The following is a 19,325-nucleotide window of genomic DNA, read 5'->3' as shown; positions in this document are numbered from 1 at the left end:
TCTGCATAGGGCATCGTTGACCACGACCGGCGGGCTGTATATCATTGGTTCAACCAAAGACCAAGGCTGTATCTGTTTCTTGGCGGGGGACCAGACCCGGGGGAGCGATGGTTGATTATGCAAAGACGCGGGCTTGGCGTTCCAGCGAGGTCCGCCACGTCTACACGGCGAGAGACACCATTCTCTACGCGCTCGGTGTCGGTGCCGCGAGCGGCCCATTGGACGAGCGGCAACTGCGCCTCGTCTACGAGAAGGATCTCGTGCCACTTCCGACCATGGCGACCGTTCTAGCCTCGCCGGGTGCCTGGATGAGGGACAATGCGGAGCTCGGAATCAATTTCGCGAAAATGGTGCATGGCGAGCAATCCGTGCAGATGCATGCTGCGCTTCCTTCGAGCGGAATTCTGGTCGGCAAGAGTCGTGTCGCGCGGCTCGTCGACAAGGGCGAGGGCAAGGGCGCCATCATGTACGTCGAGAAGGAACTGTGGGACGAAACGGACAAACGATTGGTGGCCGTCAGTGAGCAGGTGCTCTTGCTGCGCGGCGATGGCGGCTTCTCACAAGTTTCCGGCGGCGATGAACCCGCCGCCGCTCCGCCGCCCGTCCCGGATCGTACGCCGGACCGCGTCGTCACCTTGCCTACGCGCCCGGACCAGGCGGTACTTTATCGTCTGTCGGGAGACCTCAACCCTCTGCATATAGACCCCGCGGTTGCCAGCAAGGCCGGTTTCCAGAAGCCCATCCTGCACGGGCTTGCGAGCTATGGATTTGCCTGTCGCGGCCTGGTGGAGAGCTTCTGCGACGGAGATCCCGCACGGCTGAAGACGATCCGGGCGCGCATGTCTGCGCCGGTCTTTCCTGGGGACACGATCCGGCTCGAATGCTGGCGCCTCGACGACCGCATCGCATTTCAGGCGCGGGTCGTCGAGCGCGACGCGCTGGTCCTCAGCCATGGCTGGGCCACGACCTGATACGGCCGGACGGCACGTACAAGATGATGGACTTCACCGGAGACTAAGGAACTGCGAATGACGAAGAACATGGTGTCGCTACAAGGCCGGACGATCGTCGTCACCGGCGCCGCGCAGGGGATCGGCAAGGCAACGACAGACTTGGCCATCGAACTTGGGGCAAATGTCGTGGCCGTCGATCTCAACGGCGAGGCGCTAGGGCCGGCTTTGGCGGGCTTTCCTGCGGAGCGGGTGATGAAGGTCGTCGGCAGCGTCACCGACGCTGAGCTGGCGGCAAGCACCGTCGCAGATGCCGTCGACAGGTTCGGTTCGGTGAACGGACTGGTCAACAATGCCGGCATCATTCGCCCCGCGCTGATCGAAAAGATGAGCATGCATCAATGGCAGGAGGTCATCGACGTTCATCTCACCGGCGCGTTCCTCTGGTTGCAGGCGGTGGGACGCCATCTGGTGCAGCGCGCGAAGGACGGCGACGCCTCGGGAGGAGCCATCGTCAACGTCTCGTCTGACGCGGGGCGAAAGGGATCGGTGGGCCAGATCAACTATGCCGCCGCCAAGGCCGGACTGCTCGCCATGACCATGACCGCAGCCCGGGAGTGGGGCAAATACAACATCCGGGCCAATTCGATCTGCTTTGGCGTGGTCGAAACGCCGATGACCGAGGTCGTGCGCGGCGAGAAATTCCGCGATGGTATCTTGGGGCAGATCCCGCTTGCACGCTGGGCAACACCGGACGAAGTGGTGCGGACCGTATGCTTCCTGCTCTCCGATGCGTCCTCGTACACGACAGGCCAGCACATCGGAGTCAACGGCGGCTTCCACATCAGTCTTTGACCTTACGCCTTCGTCGCTCCCTTGGCGTCTCTGCATTCAGGGGGGCCGAAAGACGAAGGCGAAACTTGCGGTGGGGCGCGCACGAGACGCGACCCACCGGCTTTTAATCCGCCGTCATCGGCTCGCCGGACAAGGTCCAACTGGTCCCATCGAAAACGGCGATGCGCAGAGTCCTGAACGGCGTGTAGTCGCCGGGCTTGGTGCCGATGGTGATGCCCGGCAGCATCATCGGCAACCGTTCGCCGTGCAGGGATGTTGCCTGCCTGATCAGATTTTCCCGGGTCAACTGGTCGCCGCATGCCTTCAGGACGGCCTCTAGCGCGTTGACGTTCATGTAGGCGACGAGCACCGAGTAATCGTCGGGATTGACGGACGGCGCATACTTCTTCAGGAAATTCTTATAGGCCTTGACCTCATCGTCGTCTGTCCAAGCCGGATCGCCCGGCTGCTTGAGAAATTGCGTGGTGACCAGACCGCGGGAGGCGTCGAGGCCGGCCGGCTTCAGCACGGTCTCGACTGAGGCTGTCGAGCCACCGATGATGTGCAGCGGATGCCAGTCCAGTTCATGCACCTTGCGGATCGACTGCGCCGCGGCCTTGGCCGACGACTGTTCGATCAGCGTGTCGACGCCGGCGGATTTCAACTGAACGACCTGGGAATCGATGGTTGGGTCGGAAACTTCGTAGGACACCTGGGTAACGATCAGAGACGCCTTTGCGCCGAGTCCCGCGCGCAGACCCTTGAGATAGTCCCTCCCGAAATCGTCGTTCTGGTAGAGAACGCCGATCTTTGCCTCCGGCTTCGCTGTGAGGATGTATTTGGCCATGACGCGGCCTTCGGTCTCGAAGTCTGGATAGAGCGGAACGGTCCAGGGAAATTGATTCGGATCGTTGAAGCGGCGTCCGCCCGCCGTGATGAAGAGTTGCGGCACCTTCTTGGAGTTGAGATATTTCTGGATGGCGACGTTCGGCGCGGTCCCGATCGTACCGACCTCGGCAAGGACGCCGATATCCTCGATCAACTTTCGGGATTGCTCGACGGCTTTCGGCGCACTGTAGGCGTTGTCGAGTTGGGTGAAGCTGATCTTGCGTCCATTGATCCCGCCACGCTCATTGAGCATCTCGAAATAGCCGAGCACCGCCCGTCCAGCCCCTGCGCCAAACGCGGAGGCCGGGCCGCTGAGCGGCGTCGATTGACCGAGCTTGATCTCGGTGTCGCTGGCTCCCGGATCATAAGTCTTCTGGGCATGCGCGGCAGAGAGCGACAGGAGAGTGACTACGATCAGAGAGCACGATGTCAGGACCGATGCGCGGCTCAAGGGTGTTCCTCCAGGTCTGCGTTTCCTAATTTGGCGGCTATCGAAGCAGTTCGCGCGCGATCACGAGGCGCTGGATCTGGTTCGTTCCCTCGAAGATCTGGGTCAGCTTGGCATCACGCATCATCCGTTCGACCGGATAATCCATGGTGTAGCCATAGCCGCCGAAGACCTGCACCGCGTCGGTCGTCACCTTCATCGCCATGTCGCTGCTGAAGCACTTGGCCATGCTCGCGAGCACGTTGAGGCGTTTCCAGTCGCCGGCGTCTCCGGCGCGGGCGCATTCGTAGACCAGCGCACGCGCCGCCTCGATCTGCATGGCCATGTCTGCCAGGATGAACTGGACGCCCTGGAATTCGGAGATGCTCTTCTTGAACTGCTTTCGTTCCTTGGCGTAGGCGAGGCTCGCTTCGAATGCGCCTTGCGCAAGGCCGACGCATTGGGCGCCGATCGTCGGCCGATTGAGGTCGAGCGCGCGCATCGAGGCCTTGAAGCCCTTGCCTTCCTCGCCGACGAGGTTTTCGACGGGTACGCGGACGTTGTCCAGGAAGATCGGCGTATTTGGCGCCCCGCGGAAACCCATCTTGCGTTCATGGCGACCGAAGCTGATGCCCGGCATTTTCTTCGGCTCGAGAATGAATGCGCTGATGCCGTCCGAGCCGGGGCTGTCGCTGGTGCGCGCCATCAGCACGATGTAGTCGGCGGCAACGCCGTAGCTACACCACTGTTTCCTGCCGTTAATGACGTAGCTGTCGCCGTCCTTGCGAGCCCGCGTATTGAGGGCGGAGACGTCCGATCCCGCCTGGGGCTCGGAAATGGCGATGGCCGTGACGACGCCGCCCTCCGCAATGATGGGGAGGAATCGCTTGCGCTGCTCTTCTGAGCCGAAGTGCAGCAACGGCATGATGAACATCGTGTTGAGGCCGGCAATCGACGCGCAGGCCGGCGAGACTTTCGCGATCTCCTCCCGTGCGATGCACATCATGGTGAGATTGCCGTTGGGACCGCCATACTGCTCGGGCACCCAGAGCTGCATCAGCCCCATTTCACCAAAAATCTTGACGATCTCCTCGGGGAAGCGATCGGTCTCGTCGATCTCGGCCGCGATCGGGGCCACATGCCTGGCAACGACTTTCTGCACGCTGTCGCGAAAGGCGACCTGCTCCTCGGTGAAGGTCACGATAGCGGTTCTCCCTCAGGTTAAACTCAATGGTTGGACCAATATATCCACCAGACGTCATTATGACAAGTCGGACCGTGGAGCGGACGCTTGGGGCTCGGCAGGTTGTGCCGTAGCGACGCGTCCCCGCCCGCAAGAAGCTCAGGAGACCCGAGTCACCACAAACGGCGCCAGACCCATGCCGGCGATTGTCGCGGGGGCACGTCAATATCCTAAGCCGAGCGTACACATCAGCGCGGAGAGGCGCAGCCACCGCAATCTGAGCAGCCGGCACGGCAATGGTCGCTCCGAAAGTGATCTGCGGCTCAGCGGCTCAGGGTGGCAACCACTGCTTTGGAGCCCTGTATTGCGGAGCGCCTGTGGTAGAAGTTGAGCGCACGCGCGCCGCCGAGCTCTTCGCCGCCTCCAGCGCGCCCTGGGCCGCCATGCAGGGATTGAGGCATGACGTTTCCGTGGCCTGTGTGAGCCTCGGCGACGTCCGGACTGACGACGTGAACACGGCCGTGGCTGTCTGCGAGCTCGGTCGCAAGACACGACAGTCTGGTCACGTCGGAGCCATACAAAGAAACGACCAGGGAGCCTTGCCCTCTCCGCACGAGGCTCAAGGCGTGAGCCTCGTCTCGGTAAGGTATCAAGGTCGCCACCGGTCCGAACACCTCGAGCTCATGCACGAGATTGGCCGCGTCCGCATCGCCTGAGCCTAGCAAGGTCGGGCCGACGCAGCATGCCACGGCCGGATCGACATCGATCAGCTCGTGAGTCTCCCCGTCGTACAGCACCTTGGCTTCCTGGCGCAAACGATCAAGCCCGTGCCGCACAGCAGCAAGTTGGGTTCGGCTGACAAGCGCGCCCATCCGTACCGAAGCGTTGCGGGGATTGCCAACAGTAATCTTGCTCAATCGTTGCGAAATGGCGTCAGCCGCGGGCTTATATTGCCGCTCTGGCACAAAAATGCGACGAATCGCCGTGCATTTCTGTCCCGACTTCTGGGTCATCTCCCGAACGACCTCCTTGACCAGAAGATCGAATGCGGCATCTCCGCATGCGCCTCCTTCGGCGAGGACGGCGGAATTGACGCTGTCCGCCTCGACGTTGATCCGGACCGACCGCTCTGAGATTGCCGGATGCAAGCGAATGACAGACGCAGTCTCCGCCGATCCCGTGAAAGAGACGATATCGAACGGATCGACTGCGTCCAGGAGCCCTGTAGATCCACCGCAAATGATCGAGAGCGCTCCCGGCGGGAGGATATTGGCTTCAACGACGTCCTTCACCATCACCTGTGCGAGCCATGCCGTCGCGGTGGCCGGCTTCACGACGACGGGGACGCCTGAGAGAAGGGCGGGAGCAGCCTTCTCCCACATACCCCAGGCCGGAAAGTTGAACGCATTGATGAGGAGAGCGAGTCCCCGTGTTGGCACGAGGATGTGACGGCTCTGGAAGGTCGCATCTTTGGCGAGCGAGGCAGCGTCCCCATCAAGCAGAAATCTTTCATCACCGAGGGATGCTGCCAGCTTCGCATAGGTCGAGACCGTGTAGATCGCTCCATCGATGTCAATTGCCGAATCGCTTCTTACCGTGCCGCTGTTGGCTTGTGCGATCTCGTAATATGCGTCTCGATTGCGCTGAAGCGTATTGACGATGCCTTCGAGCAATCCGCCGCGTTCGCGATAGGTGAGGCTGCGCAGTGCGGCGGCACCGGTGTCGCGGGCAAATTGAAAGCCGTCAGCGACGTCAAGTCCAGTATTGCCGACCCGCGCAAGCTCGGTACCCCGGATCGGATCGTACAGTGACGCTCCGCCTTGGCTGCCGCTCCGCCAACGTCCGCCGAGGTAACTCTGGAGATTTTCAGTCATCATTGCTCCTTGCTGCTCGAACAGAGGAGGCCAACTAATAGGTCTCGACGTGATAACGCCCCTCGGTACGCATCGCGTCGCGCAACTCGCGCCAGCGCAGATTGGCGGTGCGGCAGATGTCGTCGAGCGCGGCATCGACGCCCTGTTCCATGCCCTTGAGACCGCAGACATAGATATGGGTCGCGGTTGAGCAGAGCAGGGCTACCAGAGACGCTCCTTCCTGCCGGATGAGATCCTGCACATAGACCTTCTCTTCACTCGGAATGCGCGAATATGCGAAGCGCTTGCCTAGCAGGCTCTCCGGCACGTTCTGCAATGGGCCGAAATACGGCAGGTCCTGCGGCCGCCGCGCTCCGAAGAACAGCAGCATGCGGCCAGGAGCGCTGGGCATGGATCGGCGCCGCCACTCCGTGAAGCCGCGAAACGGGGCCGAGCCGGTGCCGGTGCAGATCATGATGATGTTGGCGGAGGGATCGTTCGGCATGAGGAAGGTTGCGCCGAACGGTCCAGTCACGTTGACCTGATCGCCCTTCTTGAGATCGCTGATGTAATTCGAGCAGAGCCCATTCGGCTCGCGCTTGACGGTCAGCGCGAGATTGTTGGTGTTCGGCCGCTCGCCGTGCCGCGGGCTCGCGATGGAATAGAGCCGCACGCGATGTGGCTTGCCTTCTTCATCCACGCCTGGAGGCACGATACCGATCGATTGACCTTCCAGAACCGAAAACGCCACCTCGCCGAAGTCGAGGATCACGTGATGGACGTCGACATCGGAATCCTGGTGCGTAAGGCGAAAATTGCCCGTGACGGTCGCAACAGCAGCGTGGTTCCTCTGGTAAAGATTGACCGCGGGCTTGGCTGCGCTTGCGGGAGGGACGGACTTGCCGCCAACGCCAGTATGGGCCTGGTCGAGCAGGGCCAACACCTCGGAGTCGATTGCCTCGCCGTCGTCGCCGCCGGTCAGCTCCCCTTGCTTCGGCAGCTCGCCCCATGAATATTGCTCATCGAGCGAGTAGGGCGACCTGACGATGCGCCAATTGTCGATCGAGCCGGTCGGACACGGCTGGATGCAATCCATGCACAAATTGCACTTCGTCGCATCAACCACGTAGTTGTTGTTGTCATGAGTGATCGCGTCTTCCGGACAGGTCTCTTCGCAGGTGTTGCAGCGAATGCAGATTTCCGGATCGATCAAATGCTGTTTGAGCGGCGCATTCATGGTGGCCCGAGCAGGAAATAGGACCGTCCGCATGGCGCGGGACGGCCGGGTTGAACGGATCAAGCGGCGATCTGGACGTATTCGAAGTCGCCCGGCTTGTTGTCGATGCCAACCTTCGGCGGCGCGATCCAGCTTGCGAACTGGCCTGGCTCAAAGGCAGGCTCCATCAGCGACGCGATGAACGCGCCGTCTGAGTCCGAGGGCAGATACTCCTTGTGTGCCTTCGCCCAATCTGCGTCCGACATGATCACCCCTCTGGGCGAGACATGGACGTCGCGGAACTCGCCGATCTTGCGATGGAATGCCACGTGCGGCAGTTCGAGACGGAACTTGATGCCTTCCTTCTCCATGATCTTGTTCCAGCGCCCGACGCCGCCGGCGCAATCCCGGCTGTAGTCGTCACGCAGCCGCATGTTGAGCGCGGTGAGCGCGGCCTCGTCCACGTTGGAGATCCGCCCGTCGACCAGCTTCAGCACCGGGTAGGTTGCGTTCGTGAGCTGGTGATCGTCGTCAATCCTCGTCTCCTGGAAGCGGCCCTTCAGCCCGGCATTGTAGAAATTGGCCGAATTAGTCGATATCTCGGCGCCGAACAGATCCAGCGTAAGCGAGTAGTGCAGGTTGAGCTTCTTCTGGATCGTGGGCAGGTCGATGACGCCGAGCCTCCGAATCTTGGTGATGTCATGGGGATCTTGGATGCCGGCACTCTTCATGGCTTCGCAGGTGCGCTGGATCGTGCGGCCGACACCTGTCTCGCCGACGAACATGTGATGGGCCTCTTCCGTGAGCATGAAGCGGCAGGTGCGGGACAGCGGATCGAAGCCGGATTGCGCGAGGCTTTCGAGCTGCATCTTGCCGTCACGATCAGTGAAGAAGGTGAACATGAAGAACGACAGCCAGTCGGGTGTTGTCTCATTGAATGCACCCAGCATGCGCGGACTGTTGTCGTCGCCGGAGCGGCGGCGCAGCAACTCATCGGCCTCCTCGCGCCCGTCGCGGCCGAAATATTTGTGCAGAAGGTAGACCATCGCCCAGAGGTGTCGGCCCTCTTCGACGTTGACTTGAAACAGATTGCGCATGTCGTAGAGCGAGGGAGCGGTTGCGCCCAGGTGACGCTGCTGCTCGACGGAAGCCGGCTCGGTGTCACCCTGAATCACGATGAGGCGCCGCAGCATCGCTCGGTATTCCCCAGGCACCTCCTGCCAGGCCGATTCCCCCTTATGCTGGCCGAAGTTGACCTGCCGCCCCTCCTCCTTCGGCGCGAGCAGGATGCCCCAACGATATTCCGGCATTTTTACATAGTCGAACTTGGCCCAGCCTTTCGGGTCGACCGAGATCGCGGTCCGGAGATAGACCAGCGACTCCTGGAAGCCGGTCGGACCCATATCTTTCCACCAATCGATATAGCCAGGATGCCAGCCTTCGAGGGCGCGCAGCACAGTCCTGTCCTCGACAAGTCCGACGTTGTTGGGAATACGGGTGGAATAGTCCACGTTGAGGTTTTCGAGCACGAACGTCTCCTTTTTGGTTGATGAAAGCGGGCGGGTCAGACGCGCTGCATGCTGAAGGCCGGCCGGATCCCGGTGCCGTAACGCGCAAGTGCACCGTCTTCGCCGACCGCGTTGGGGCGTTGGAAGATCCAGTTCTGCCAAGCGGTCAGGCGAGCGAAGATCTTCGATTCCATCGTCTCTGGACCGGCAAAGCGCAGGTTCGCTTCCAGCCCGGTGAGCGCGTCCGGCGAAAAGCTCGCGCGTTCTTCCCGGAACACGCGCAGTTCGTCGCTCCAGTCGATGTCGTCGAGCGCAAAGGTTACGAGCCCGAGTGCTTCAGCCTCGTCTGCCTCGATTGGGCAGCCGGACTTCTGCTTGAGTTCGCAGATCTTGCCCGGCTCGGAGAGGAAGCGCGATTGCAGGCGTGTCAGACCGTGCGACATCGGATAGCAGCCGAAATTCGCGGCGGTGAGCTCTACCTTGGCGGACGTCCGGTTGTTGCCTTGAACCCGGCCCGCCAGCATGTATGAGCGATCAGCCGCGAAGACCAGTTCGGCCAGCGTGCCGACGAAGCAGGATCCAGGCTCGATCAGCGTGACCAACGTGCGCGAGGTCAGATCGATCCGCTTGAGCACGCGCTTCCAGTAGTGGCGTATCTCGTGAGCGTACCAATGCTCGTGGTATGCGTTGAGAAGGGCGTCATACGCGCGGACCGCGGCGGGATCACCTTCCGTCTTAAAGATGATCGTGCCGACCTCATAGGCGTTGTTGCGCAAGTGCAGGATCGCATCATCCAGCTCGCGCGCGATCTGCATTGGCCAGAAGCGCGCGCCGAGCTCGACCGTCTCCTCGGCCGCGGACGGCGGCGTCCCGTCGGGCGCGCGGATCGTGATGGTCGCGATTCGCTGGGCAGCGTCGATGTCGAGCTTGATGTGACCGTAGTCGATGCCGTCGGCGCGAAACTTACGCTCCAGCGCGACCAGCTTCACGCCGCCCTGAGTGGGGTTTGGCCGGGGCGATTGCGCGGCGAGCTCCATGGCCGCCGCTTGCACGCGTTCTTCGAGCTTCGACGGCGAGACAAGCTCATCGATGAGTCGCCATTGTACCGCGCGGCGGCCCTTGATGCCTTCTTCGATGGTGCAAAAGACATCTGCGTGGTCGCGGCGAACCATGCGCTTGTCGATGACACGGGTGAGCCCGCCGGTGCCCGGCAATACCGCCAGCAGCGGCACCTCCGGCAGCGACACCGCGGTCGAGCCGTCGTCGACCATAATGATGCGGTCGGTCGCCAGTGCGAGCTCGTAGCCGCCCCCTGCCGCCGTGCCATTGATGACGGTGATGAAGCGCTGGCCCGAGTGCTCGCTCGCATCCTCCATTGCGTTGCGGGTCTCGTTCGTGAACTTGCAGAAATTGACCTTGTGCGCGTGCTCCGAGCCGGCCAGCATCCGGATGTTTGCGCCGGCGCAGAAAACCCGGTCCTTGGCCGAGCGAAGCAGCACGACCCTGACATTGGGATGCTCGAACCGCAGCCGTGTCAGAGCGTCGGCCAACTCGATATCGACCCCGAGATCATAGGAGTTCAGCTTGAGTTGATAGCCCTCGTAGAGGCCCGCATTCTCATCGACATCCATCGCAAGCGTCGCGACTTCGCCGTCCACCGAAAGCTTCCAATGGCGGTACCGGGACGGCTCCGTCTGGAAATCGATGAAATCCTTTCCGTTCGCAAGCTTTCGGGTGATGGCCGCCATAGACGCTCCCTACGCATTGAATCAATGGTTGGACCATAATAGCTGCACAATGATGCATTGTCTAGGAGGAGGTGGGCCGCTGGTTAGGCGCCAAGCTCACATAACGTGCATTATATTGCCAACTTGCAGCCTGCAGACCGGGAGCCAAAGCCGGAACGTCGGCGGCTCTGCGCTCTCCAAAGTTTTCCGAATGCGCACGCATTGCCCGGAAAAGGCTCACCTGCGGTGCTTCTCCTGATCACTCGCAGCGGCACGGCCACCGTTGACACCTGCTGGAGCGCGAGACCATCACACGCGCTGCGGACGACGGGCAGGCCGTACGGCGCGCCCTGTCGAGCGGACGTCCGGCGATGCTCGATGTCGGCCCGGATCCGGCATGCACCCAACCACGCATAAACGTCATGCTCAAAGCCGGAGCAGCGGGTGGTGAGTCATCCTTGTTACGTGAGCAGACCGGTTTGCCGATCATCGCAGGCGGGCCTCCTCGCGAACGCGTCGCTGTAGCCTGACGCACGCGGTGTATGCGTGCAAAACTCAATCATCCGACGTCGACGAACAGGCAGGCGCCTGAACTTTGGCAATGGCCAGCATGCATTTCAGGAAGTGTGCGCGGTCTTTCTTGCTCAGAGGCGCAAGCACGATGTCCTGCAGCTCGGCCGCCGCCGGGACGACCGCAAGCAAAGCTTCCTCACCCTTGGCGGTAATCTGGATCTGAATAGAACGGCGATCTTCCGGATTGGTCTTCTTCGAGACCAGCCGCCGCCCGGCCATGCGCTTGAGCATCTCGCTGAGGGTATTCCGGTCGCAACTGATGCGGTCGGCGAGAACCGACGCCGTCATCGGCCCCTGTTGATAGAGCGCCATGAGCACGCCGAACTGCCGCGGCGTGATGTCGCTCTGCCGGGTCAGGCTCTGATAAAGACCGTCATACCGGGCCTCAAGCAGCCGCAACAGAAAGCCGATGCCGCCTTCCAATTGCCAGGTGCGCGCAAGCTCCCCCGCCGAATCCTTTTCCATGCGTTTGCCTACGCTCATCCGGTTTCGATCTCGCTATGGCACCCGGCCGTGATCCAGCGGTTAACAGCTTGTTCCAATGAGCTCAACCCTGCCGCAATGCAGCGCAGGTTTTGAAATTCACACCATTGCAGAGAGATCGGATATTTAGTACGTATACGTATCAATTGAAAGGCGCGTGGCCGCAAACCAGGGAGGTCACTTTGCATCTGCGCGAATTGCTGGCGATCCCTTATCTCCTCGAAGCGGAAGCCGTGGAGAGGGAGCCCGGACAATGGCTGATCCGCCTCGCTTACCCGGAACTTCCGGGCTGCGCGGCGGAAGGCGCGGTGGTCGAACATGCGCTCCGGGATCTCGAACGGCGACGGATCGAAATCATCGTCAGCCTGGTCGAGCAGGGCCAGCAACCTCCGATACCGCGCCAACCGCTCGCGACATGCGATCCACTCTGGACCGTACACGATCTTGGCCTGTTGGAGCGCGTGACTCCGTTGCTCACCGCGGCAAACCCATAACGGCGACCTGATGCCATCGATTCGAATGGAGAACTGTCATGCTCTCACAAGAAGACAATGAGCGGCTGGTGAGAGTCGGAAAGGGCACGCCGCTTGGCGAACTCTTCCGTCTCTACTGGATTCCGTTTCTGCCTTCGGCCGATCTGACGCAGGACGGCCAGCCGCGGCGGATCCGGTTGCTCGGCGAGGATCTGGTCGCTTTCAGGGATTCCGAGGGGCGCGTGGGCCTTGTCGACCAGGCCTGCCCGCATCGGGGCGCTCCCCTGATCTTCGGCCGCAACGAGGATTGCGGGCTGCGATGCGTCTATCACGGCTGGAAGTTCGACGTGACGGGGGCCGTCACGGACATGCCGGCAGAGCCGGTGCGTAGCCGTCTCAAGGAGCGGGTGCGCATCAAGGCGTACCAATGCCGCGAGCGCAACGGCATGATCTGGACCTATATGGGCCCCGACCAGGCCGATCCGCCGCCGCTTCCGAACGTGGAATGGAACCTCCTGCCGCAGGAGCAGGTGCATGTCAGCCTGCGCGTCCAGGAGTGCAACTGGCTGCAGGCCGTGGAAGGCGAGATCGATTCGGCGCACGCGCCGTTGCTCCATGGCCGCCTGGACGCCCAAGGCACGACGAGTGCGTGGATCCAGAAGCGGGACCTTCGCCCAACCTTCGAATGCATCAAGCAGGATTTCGGGATGAGCATCGCTGCGCGTCGCAACTACGACGCCAACACGCTCTACTGGCGCGTGAACCAGTTCATGCTCCCGTTCTACACGCTTGTCCCGCCGCTGTCTCCGTTCCCGGATCTCAGCGGGCATGCCTGGGTGCCGATCGACGACGAGAACACGCTCTGCATCATGTTCTCATACCATCCTTCCGAGCCGCTCCGCCCCAAGACACGGCAGATCTTCACGGAAGGGCACAATGGCCGCGAAAGCGGACACGCCAGTCGCAACGCGCTCGTTCAGCATCCCGTGACGGTCCCCTATGCCGGATACTGGACCAGGTACAATCCGCAGAACGGCTTCCAATTCGACTACGAGTCCCAGCGCTCGACCTGGTTCTCGGGCTTGCCCGGGCTGTGGGTGCAGGACGGTGCCTGCCAGAGCGGCGTTTCACCGATCTTCGACCGGACAAAAGAAAATCTTTGCTCGAGCGATACCGGCATCGCGATGACGCGCCGCTTCATCCTCGAAGCGTTGGGCGCCTATCGCGATCATGGCACCAAGCCAAAGGGCGTGGCTGACCCCGACGTGTTCATGGTGCGAGCCGTGTCCTTGCGACTTCCTCCGGAGGATTCCTGGGTCGACGTCGGCGCGCCGTTCATGCAGGCCAGGCTCGGCGCCGATTTCGGATACGAGATGTGAGTAGGACGTCCTCTCAACTGGCGGAGGATGACGCCATGACCGAGCGTGTCATCCCGGTTCGCGTCAAGCGGATCACCTACGAGGCCGAACGCATCAATTCCTACGAGCTGGTGCCGCCGGACGGCGGCGAGCTCGATCCGTTCACGGCCGGCAGTCACATCGATCTGCACCTGCCGGACAAGATGATCCGGAGCTATTCGCTGTTGAACGACCAGCGCGAGCGGCATCGTTACGTGATCGCGGTCAACAAGGACGCCGCGAGCAGGGGCGGGTCGAGCTTCCTCCACGATCATGTCAGGGTCGGAGACGTTTTGACGGTTTCGGTTCCCAAGAACAATTTTCCGCTCCACGAAGATGCGGATTCATCGGTCCTGATCGCCGGGGGCATCGGCATCACGCCGTTGCTGTCGATGGTCCGCCGGCTCGAATGTCTGGGACGCCGCTGGGACCTGTTCTATGCCGCGAGGACGCGTGCTGCCGCGGCGTTTCTCGATGAAATCGGCAGCTTGCGGCCCAACGTCCATCTCAATCTGCATGTCGACGTCGACGACGAGCGATCGGGGCGGATGTTCGACCTAGCGTCGATCGTCGAACGAGTCCCCGCGCAAGCTCATCTGTACTGCTGTGGCCCCGCGCCGATGCTGAAGGCGTTCGAGGCCGCCGCTGCCGACCGTCCCCAAAATAGCGTCCACGTCGAGTATTTCCAGGCCAGGGAGACCCCGGTGCTCGAGGGTGGCTTCGAGGTCAGATTGGCCAGAAGCAATCGCACCATCGCAGTGGAAGCGGGTAAAACCATTCTGGATTCGCTCCTCGAAGCCGGCCTTGCACCCAACTACGCCTGCCGCGAGGGTGTCTGTGGCACCTGCGAGACGCGGGTGCTGGAAGGAATACCGGACCATCGCGACCAATATCTGAGCGAGGAAGAGCAGGCCTCCAACAAGGCGATCATGATCTGCTGCTCAGGCTCCAGGACGCGCACGCTCGTTCTGGACCTCTAGCCGCACTCGCAGTTGGAATTCTTCCCGTAAGCTATTGATCTGCAATGGCCGGAAACTGGCGCAGTTGGAAAAAATCTCTTGAGAAATCAATCGCGATAGCGTGTCTCTTAATCAGCGGGTCCTAGGTTCGAGCCCTAGTGCGCCCACCAAGCCTTTCAAGGACTTATGATAGAGTCGGCCAAGTCATTCCGACAAGCGGTCAGCGGCTATTCCGACAAACCGGCTGCTTTTGTTCGCTCCTCCCGGCGCTTTTTTGACCCCGAGATCAACTGTTTGCGGGTCCGCTTCGCATAGGTTGGCAGTTGTCGACTCGACCTGTGTCGGCCTGCGGCACGCAACTCAGCGTCTGTCAGGTCGCTGTCTGCCCCTTCCGTGAAGCCGCCGTGGCGGAATGAAGTGAAGGACAATTCGCTTCGCAGAGACGCGGCTCTGATGATCTTTTTGACCACGGCCCGCAGATACCGCAGATCTCGCCGCTGGGTGATCCAGGGCACGAGCGCGCTCCCTCGGCGACTTTGGTGATCGCGCCGAAACATCAGGCCCGCCGCCATTCTCGATTTGATCTCATCGAGCTCGGCCATCAACTCGGGGAACAGCGTCTCGCCTGCGTCGTCGAACAGAGGCCACCAAGCCTCCTCCCCATTCTTGGGGTGGACGACCTTGACACTGTTCGGACGCTCCTTTGGCCGGTAGTGGGAAATCTCGAACGCGCCGAAGACGTGCTCCTCGCGTTGCAGCCATTCCCAGCTGAGAAGAGCGGCGGTCGCAACCGAACGATAACCCATCTCGTTCGCCTTTCGACGAAAGGCGACGAGTTCTTCCCATGTGGCGGTTGGCGTCTCTCGTGCTGCTTGGTTTGGCGCACGAGCTTTCAGGCCCATGCGAGAGAACGGGTTGATGGCTGGGACGTCCTTCTCCCTGGCGCGGTGGCCAACGAACCAGGCTCGCCGACAAGCGACCATGGCGGCGTTCGCAAAACGCCGACGTTCGCGATGAATGATATTGCCGTCCTTGTCTCTTTCTTCAACAACGAGCAGCTTTGCATAGACAGCGTCCACGAAGCCCTTCGTGAATTGACCGATCTGCTTTGAGCCCGCTCGAGTCCCATCCTTGAGCATATGGTTGGCGAAGAGCGACAAGCCTTGATCATAAAGTCGTTGGGTCTTGTGATCGATCTCTTTCCATTTCTGGTGCGACTTGAAGATGCTCACCAGCCAATCAAACGTCCCTGGGACAAGCGAAGGCGGACCAAGGTCGGTCAGTCCTCGCGAGCGCCAGCTGTCGAATGCTGGAAGCAAGACCGTTTCGGCTCGCTCTACTGCAGCCGTGTAATCCTCGCCTAATGCCTCAGCTTTGATCTCGCAGCCCTGCTTGCGCGACCAGGTCGGTGGCTCGAAAAAGTAAGCCCATCGCCCATTCTTCAACGGCTTGCGCCGGCAATAGCGCGGCAACTTCAACGTGATGCGAGGTGGTTTCATACAAGGGATGCCAAGTCTTCTCGACTAGGCGAATCGGAATCCGGCTTGATGAAATTGTCAATAGCTGTCTTTGACCAGATTGGCTCGCGAGCTCTTCCAGTGCCGTGGTAGCCCGTCGGACGAGGGGCTTCTCCTCGGAGCACAGCACGTGCGAGCTCTTTCGTGTCACCGTAGTCCAAGTACGCCGCCGTCATGTCCGCTCGCATGATTGCACGTCGAGCAGAACGTCTTCGCGTGGCAGATGATCGGGCAGCGGACGGCGTCGCGGCGAAGAGTTGGCTTCCGGTGTGACCTTCGGTTGCGCTTCTTCGACGCGGCCTCGACGATCCATCCCTGGGCCGACTCGCGGAGATGTAAGCATAGGGCTCGACGTCGTTCAGCTTGCACGTCGTGATCAGCGAGCTGACCACTGCCCATCGTTGGCCGCCACCATCGCTACCGGCGAACAGGTGGTTCTTGCGGCCGAGGGTGACGGGGCGGATGGCGCGCTCGACCGGATTGGTGTCGAGCTCGACGCGGCCATCGTTCAGGAAGCGAGTCAGGCCGTGCCAGCGCGAGAGCGCATAGCGGATCGCTTCAGCGAGCGTGCTGCGGCCGGAGACCAGGCGGAGCTGCGCATCGAGCCAGACGTTCAGCGCGTCGACGATCGGTTTGGAGAAGGTCCTGCGTTCGGCAAGACGGTAGTCAGGCGATTGGCCGCGGATGCGCGCCTCGATCGCATAGAGCTCGCCGATCCGGCGCAGGGCTTCTGTTGCCACGGGAGACGCGGTGGCTTCGGCCACATCGTAGAACTTGCGTCGCGAATGGCTCCAACACGCCGCGAGCGTGATGCCCTCCTTGTCGGCCAATTGCTCGAAGCCGGCATATCCGTCGACATGCAGGATGCCCTTGAAGGCGGCAAGATGTGCGACCGGTCGCTCGGCCTTGCGGTCGGGTGCGAACAGGTAGATGGCCGCCGGAGGTTCGGGTCCGCTCCACGGCCGTTGCTCGCGCGCGTACACCCAGAGCCGTCCCGTCTTGGTTCGCCCACGGCCAGGATCGAGTACCGGGATCGGCGTGTCATCGGCAAAGAGATGGTTGGAGGCGAACACGTTCTTGCACAACCGTTCGTGCAAGGCTTCGAGCCACCAGCATGCGCCGCCAACCCAGCCTGCAAGCGTCGAGCGGCAGAGATCGGCGCCATGACGGTCGAAGATCTGCGACTGCCGATAGAGCGGAAGGTGATCGCAGTACTTGCTAATCAACACCTGCGCGAGCAACGCCGGCGTCGCCAGACCGCCAGCGATCAACCGCTCCGGCGCGCCGGCTTGCACGACCTTGTTGCAGGCTCGGCAGGCGTATTTGGGTCTGGTTGTGCGCACGACGCGAAGCTGCGCCGGTACCCAATCCAGCATCTCGCTGACGCTCTCGCCGATCAGATGGAGAGCTCCACCACAGCAGCCACAAACCCGGTCTTGCACGTCGAGCAGAACGTCCTCGCGTGGCAGATGATCGGGCAGCGGACGGCGTCGCGGCGAAGAGTTGGCTTCCGGTGTGAACTTCGGCTGCGCTGCCTCGACGCGGCCAACGTCGCTGTCGAGATCCTCCAGACCGAGTGCAAGCTGGTCGGGGTCGATGCGCTCGGAGCTGCGGCCGAACTGCATTCGCTGCAGCTGTTTGATGATGGACTTGAGACGATCGATCTCGGTGTCGCGGTGATCGATGGCTGCCGCGATGTCACGCACCAGGCGCTGCAGAAGCTCAGGATCGGATGGGAGATTGGTGAGATCGAGCTGCATGTCCGATGGTACTCGAACATGCTGATTCGTAGAAGAATCGTAGCTCAGTTCATCACCAGTTTTTGTCGATCATCCTGCAATCGCCGGTTTCCAGATGCGCTCTGGCGCGCGCCAGTCGATGCCTTCGATCAGCATCGCGAGCTGCGCCGGCGTGAGCGTGATCGAGCCATCATAACCCGCCATCACCGGCCACACGAAGCCGCCCTGGTCGATGCGTTTGGTGAACAGACAAAGCCCGTTGCCGTCCCAGAACAGGACCTTCAGGATCGATGCCTTTTTGCCGCGGAAGGCAAACAGATGACCGGAGAACGGATCCTTCTTCAGCGTGTCCTGCACCAGCATTGCGAGGCCGTCCATGCCCTTCCGCATGTCGGTGTAGCCGAGGGCCAGGTGCACCTTCACGCCTGCAGGAACGAACATCATGATGCTGTCTCTCCGCTTTCGATCCGCGCCCGCACCGCATCCGGATCGCTGCCGGCGGGAGCGAAGACACGCCGTCCGTCAGCGAGGTCGACGGCCATCATGCCCTCCGGTGGACGCACGAGATCGCGCAGGGCGCGTGCGGCGGGCATGTCGTCGGGCAGCACAACACGGGCGAGCTTGGAGCGCTTCTTTTGCGCGATGCCGAACTGCGCGCGCCAGCGGAACAGCAGCCCGGTGACAATCCCATGCTTGCGAGCGACGGCAGAGACTTTGGCGCCTGGTAGCTCGGTTTCCCTGGCGATCGCGAGCTTCTCTTCGTCGCTGAAGAAGCGGCGGGCCGGCGTTTTGGTCGCGGCCGGATCGCCGATTTCAGCGGCTGTCAAGCGGCGTTCGGGCTGTGAGTTCCTAGCACTAGTGCTAACGGGCGGACGGGCGGAGGGATGAAGATGGGCGCGCCAGTCGATCGTGACCTCGCCGGTGGCCAGTCGGTCGCGCCATTTGTGCAGCGAATGCGGCGACAGCTGCATCGCCGCGGCGTAGGCGCGGAGTTCCATCCCGCTCCAGTTCAGCGCCTCGACATGCATCGCCCAGAACGCCGGGGACGCTCGATTGCGTACATCCGAGGTGATCGTGAACCTGCGCTGCTTCTGCTTTCGGAGCGCCTTTTCGCGCTCTTCCCGGGCGCGCTCGCGGCGCAATTCCGTCTGATATTTCTCAAGCTTAAGCGCAGTCTCGTTGCCGGCCAGCCGCTTCAGCCAACGCCGCAACGTGTTCTCGGTCAGACGTTGTTGCTGGCAGTATTTGCGGATCCCGAGACCGCTCCGACGCCACGCTTCGATGTGCAGCGACCACCATTCGCGGCGAGCTCTGTTCTCGAAATGTTTGGATCCCACCGGAGATTCTCCACAGCAGCAGAGAACTCGAAATGGAACGACAACACACGAGGGGGAAGGTGTGCAGACCGGACGGTTACATCCGGCCGATTAAAGCTGCAAGATAAAAGCGGCTCGCCGGTTGAACACCAAGCCATTGACATGGCTTACGTTCAACCGTGCCGGTCAGTCGAGCTGAGTGCCGCAATCGAGCTTTTTGTCAGCAAAGTCAAAGGCGATTTCGGCACTGATCGTAGTCTAGCGAACTCCGGCGAAGAACTC

General features: G+C 61.6%; 15 protein-coding genes and 1 pseudogene. 4 read left to right on the top strand and 12 right to left on the bottom strand.

Translation table 11 applies throughout. The annotated features are described in order from the left end of the window. Window positions 1-107 precede the first annotated feature (107 nt). On the top strand, window positions 108-971 hold the full coding sequence (locus ACQR1E_RS22135; protein WP_316171388.1) for a MaoC/PaaZ C-terminal domain-containing protein: 864 nt from the start codon (window positions 108-110) through the stop codon (window positions 969-971). Window positions 972-1,028: 57 nt separating this feature from the next. Further along, complete coding sequence (locus ACQR1E_RS22130) at window positions 1,029-1,805, top strand: SDR family NAD(P)-dependent oxidoreductase (protein WP_015665278.1); 777 nt, start codon at window positions 1,029-1,031, stop codon at window positions 1,803-1,805. 103 nt (window positions 1,806-1,908) lie between these two features. On the opposite strand, the gene ACQR1E_RS22125 is transcribed toward ACQR1E_RS22130, so the two are convergent. The 8 genes from ACQR1E_RS22125 to ACQR1E_RS22090 all read right to left on the bottom strand — a co-directional run bounded on the left by ACQR1E_RS22125 (window position 1,909) and on the right by ACQR1E_RS22090 (window position 12,028). Beyond that, on the bottom strand, window positions 1,909-3,123 hold the full coding sequence (locus ACQR1E_RS22125) for an ABC transporter substrate-binding protein (RefSeq protein ID WP_316168097.1): 1,215 nt from the start codon (window positions 3,121-3,123) through the stop codon (window positions 1,909-1,911). A 37-nt stretch (window positions 3,124-3,160) separates the two neighbouring features. Further along, a complete protein-coding gene (locus ACQR1E_RS22120; RefSeq protein WP_315754137.1) occupies window positions 3,161-4,300 on the bottom strand; it encodes an acyl-CoA dehydrogenase family protein in 1,140 nt (379 codons plus the stop codon). Window positions 4,301-4,605: 305 nt separating this feature from the next. Continuing rightward, window positions 4,606-6,156, bottom strand: a complete 1,551-nt coding sequence (locus ACQR1E_RS22115) for a 3,4-dehydroadipyl-CoA semialdehyde dehydrogenase (protein ID WP_315754139.1) — start codon at window positions 6,154-6,156, stop codon at window positions 4,606-4,608. A 34-nt stretch (window positions 6,157-6,190) separates the two neighbouring features. Next, window positions 6,191-7,372 (bottom strand): benzoyl-CoA 2,3-epoxidase subunit BoxA, encoded by a 1,182-nt coding sequence (gene boxA / locus ACQR1E_RS22110; protein ID WP_434897559.1) that lies wholly within the window; start codon window positions 7,370-7,372, stop codon window positions 6,191-6,193. A gap of 59 nt (window positions 7,373-7,431) precedes the next feature. Continuing rightward, a complete protein-coding gene (boxB, locus tag ACQR1E_RS22105) occupies window positions 7,432-8,880 on the bottom strand; it encodes a benzoyl-CoA 2,3-epoxidase subunit BoxB (RefSeq protein WP_315754142.1) in 1,449 nt (482 codons plus the stop codon). Between the two features lie 35 nt (window positions 8,881-8,915). Then, a complete protein-coding gene (boxC, locus tag ACQR1E_RS22100) occupies window positions 8,916-10,607 on the bottom strand; it encodes a 2,3-epoxybenzoyl-CoA dihydrolase (protein ID WP_315754144.1) in 1,692 nt (563 codons plus the stop codon). Between the two features lie 534 nt (window positions 10,608-11,141). Further along, window positions 11,142-11,624: a MarR family winged helix-turn-helix transcriptional regulator gene (locus ACQR1E_RS22095; RefSeq protein ID WP_315828355.1), complete on the bottom strand. Its 483-nt coding sequence runs from the start codon at window positions 11,622-11,624 to the stop codon at window positions 11,142-11,144. Between the two features lie 14 nt (window positions 11,625-11,638). Continuing rightward, entirely contained in the window at window positions 11,639-12,028 is a 390-nt protein-coding gene (locus ACQR1E_RS22090) for a hypothetical protein (protein WP_315754146.1), read from the bottom strand. A gap of 146 nt (window positions 12,029-12,174) precedes the next feature. On the opposite strand from ACQR1E_RS22090, the gene ACQR1E_RS22085 reads away from it, so the two are divergent. Further along, entirely contained in the window at window positions 12,175-13,494 is a 1,320-nt protein-coding gene (locus tag ACQR1E_RS22085) for a Rieske 2Fe-2S domain-containing protein (RefSeq protein WP_315754148.1), read from the top strand. 35 nt (window positions 13,495-13,529) lie between these two features. Continuing rightward, window positions 13,530-14,492: a PDR/VanB family oxidoreductase gene (locus tag ACQR1E_RS22080; protein WP_315754150.1), complete on the top strand. Its 963-nt coding sequence runs from the start codon at window positions 13,530-13,532 to the stop codon at window positions 14,490-14,492. Window positions 14,493-14,698: 206 nt separating this feature from the next. On the opposite strand, the gene ACQR1E_RS22075 is transcribed toward ACQR1E_RS22080, so the two are convergent. The 4 genes and pseudogenes from ACQR1E_RS22075 to tnpA form a co-directional block, all read right to left on the bottom strand. After that, the gene (locus tag ACQR1E_RS22075; protein WP_434897558.1) at window positions 14,699-15,970 is read right to left on the bottom strand and encodes a hypothetical protein; all 1,272 of its coding nucleotides are present in this window, start codon (window positions 15,968-15,970) and stop codon (window positions 14,699-14,701) included. A 305-nt stretch (window positions 15,971-16,275) separates the two neighbouring features. Then, a pseudogene (gene tnpC / locus ACQR1E_RS22070) lies at window positions 16,276-17,748 on the bottom strand (IS66 family transposase); the annotation flags it as partial. 69 nt (window positions 17,749-17,817) lie between these two features. Beyond that, window positions 17,818-18,171: an IS66 family insertion sequence element accessory protein TnpB gene (gene tnpB / locus ACQR1E_RS22065; protein WP_315752137.1), complete on the bottom strand. Its 354-nt coding sequence runs from the start codon at window positions 18,169-18,171 to the stop codon at window positions 17,818-17,820. After that, window positions 18,168-19,064 (bottom strand): IS66-like element accessory protein TnpA, encoded by an 897-nt coding sequence (gene tnpA / locus ACQR1E_RS22060; RefSeq protein WP_315752136.1) that lies wholly within the window; start codon window positions 19,062-19,064, stop codon window positions 18,168-18,170. Before tnpA ends, tnpB begins: the two co-directional genes overlap by 4 nt. Window positions 19,065-19,325 lie beyond the last annotated feature (261 nt).

Origin of the sequence: Bradyrhizobium sp. HKCCYLRH1030, assembly GCF_051168395.1 — a bacterium.
Taxonomy (GTDB): Bacteria; Pseudomonadota; Alphaproteobacteria; order Rhizobiales; family Xanthobacteraceae; genus Bradyrhizobium.
The sequence above is the reverse complement of the archived record's forward strand: the minus strand, read 5'-3'. Positions and strand labels throughout refer to the sequence as shown.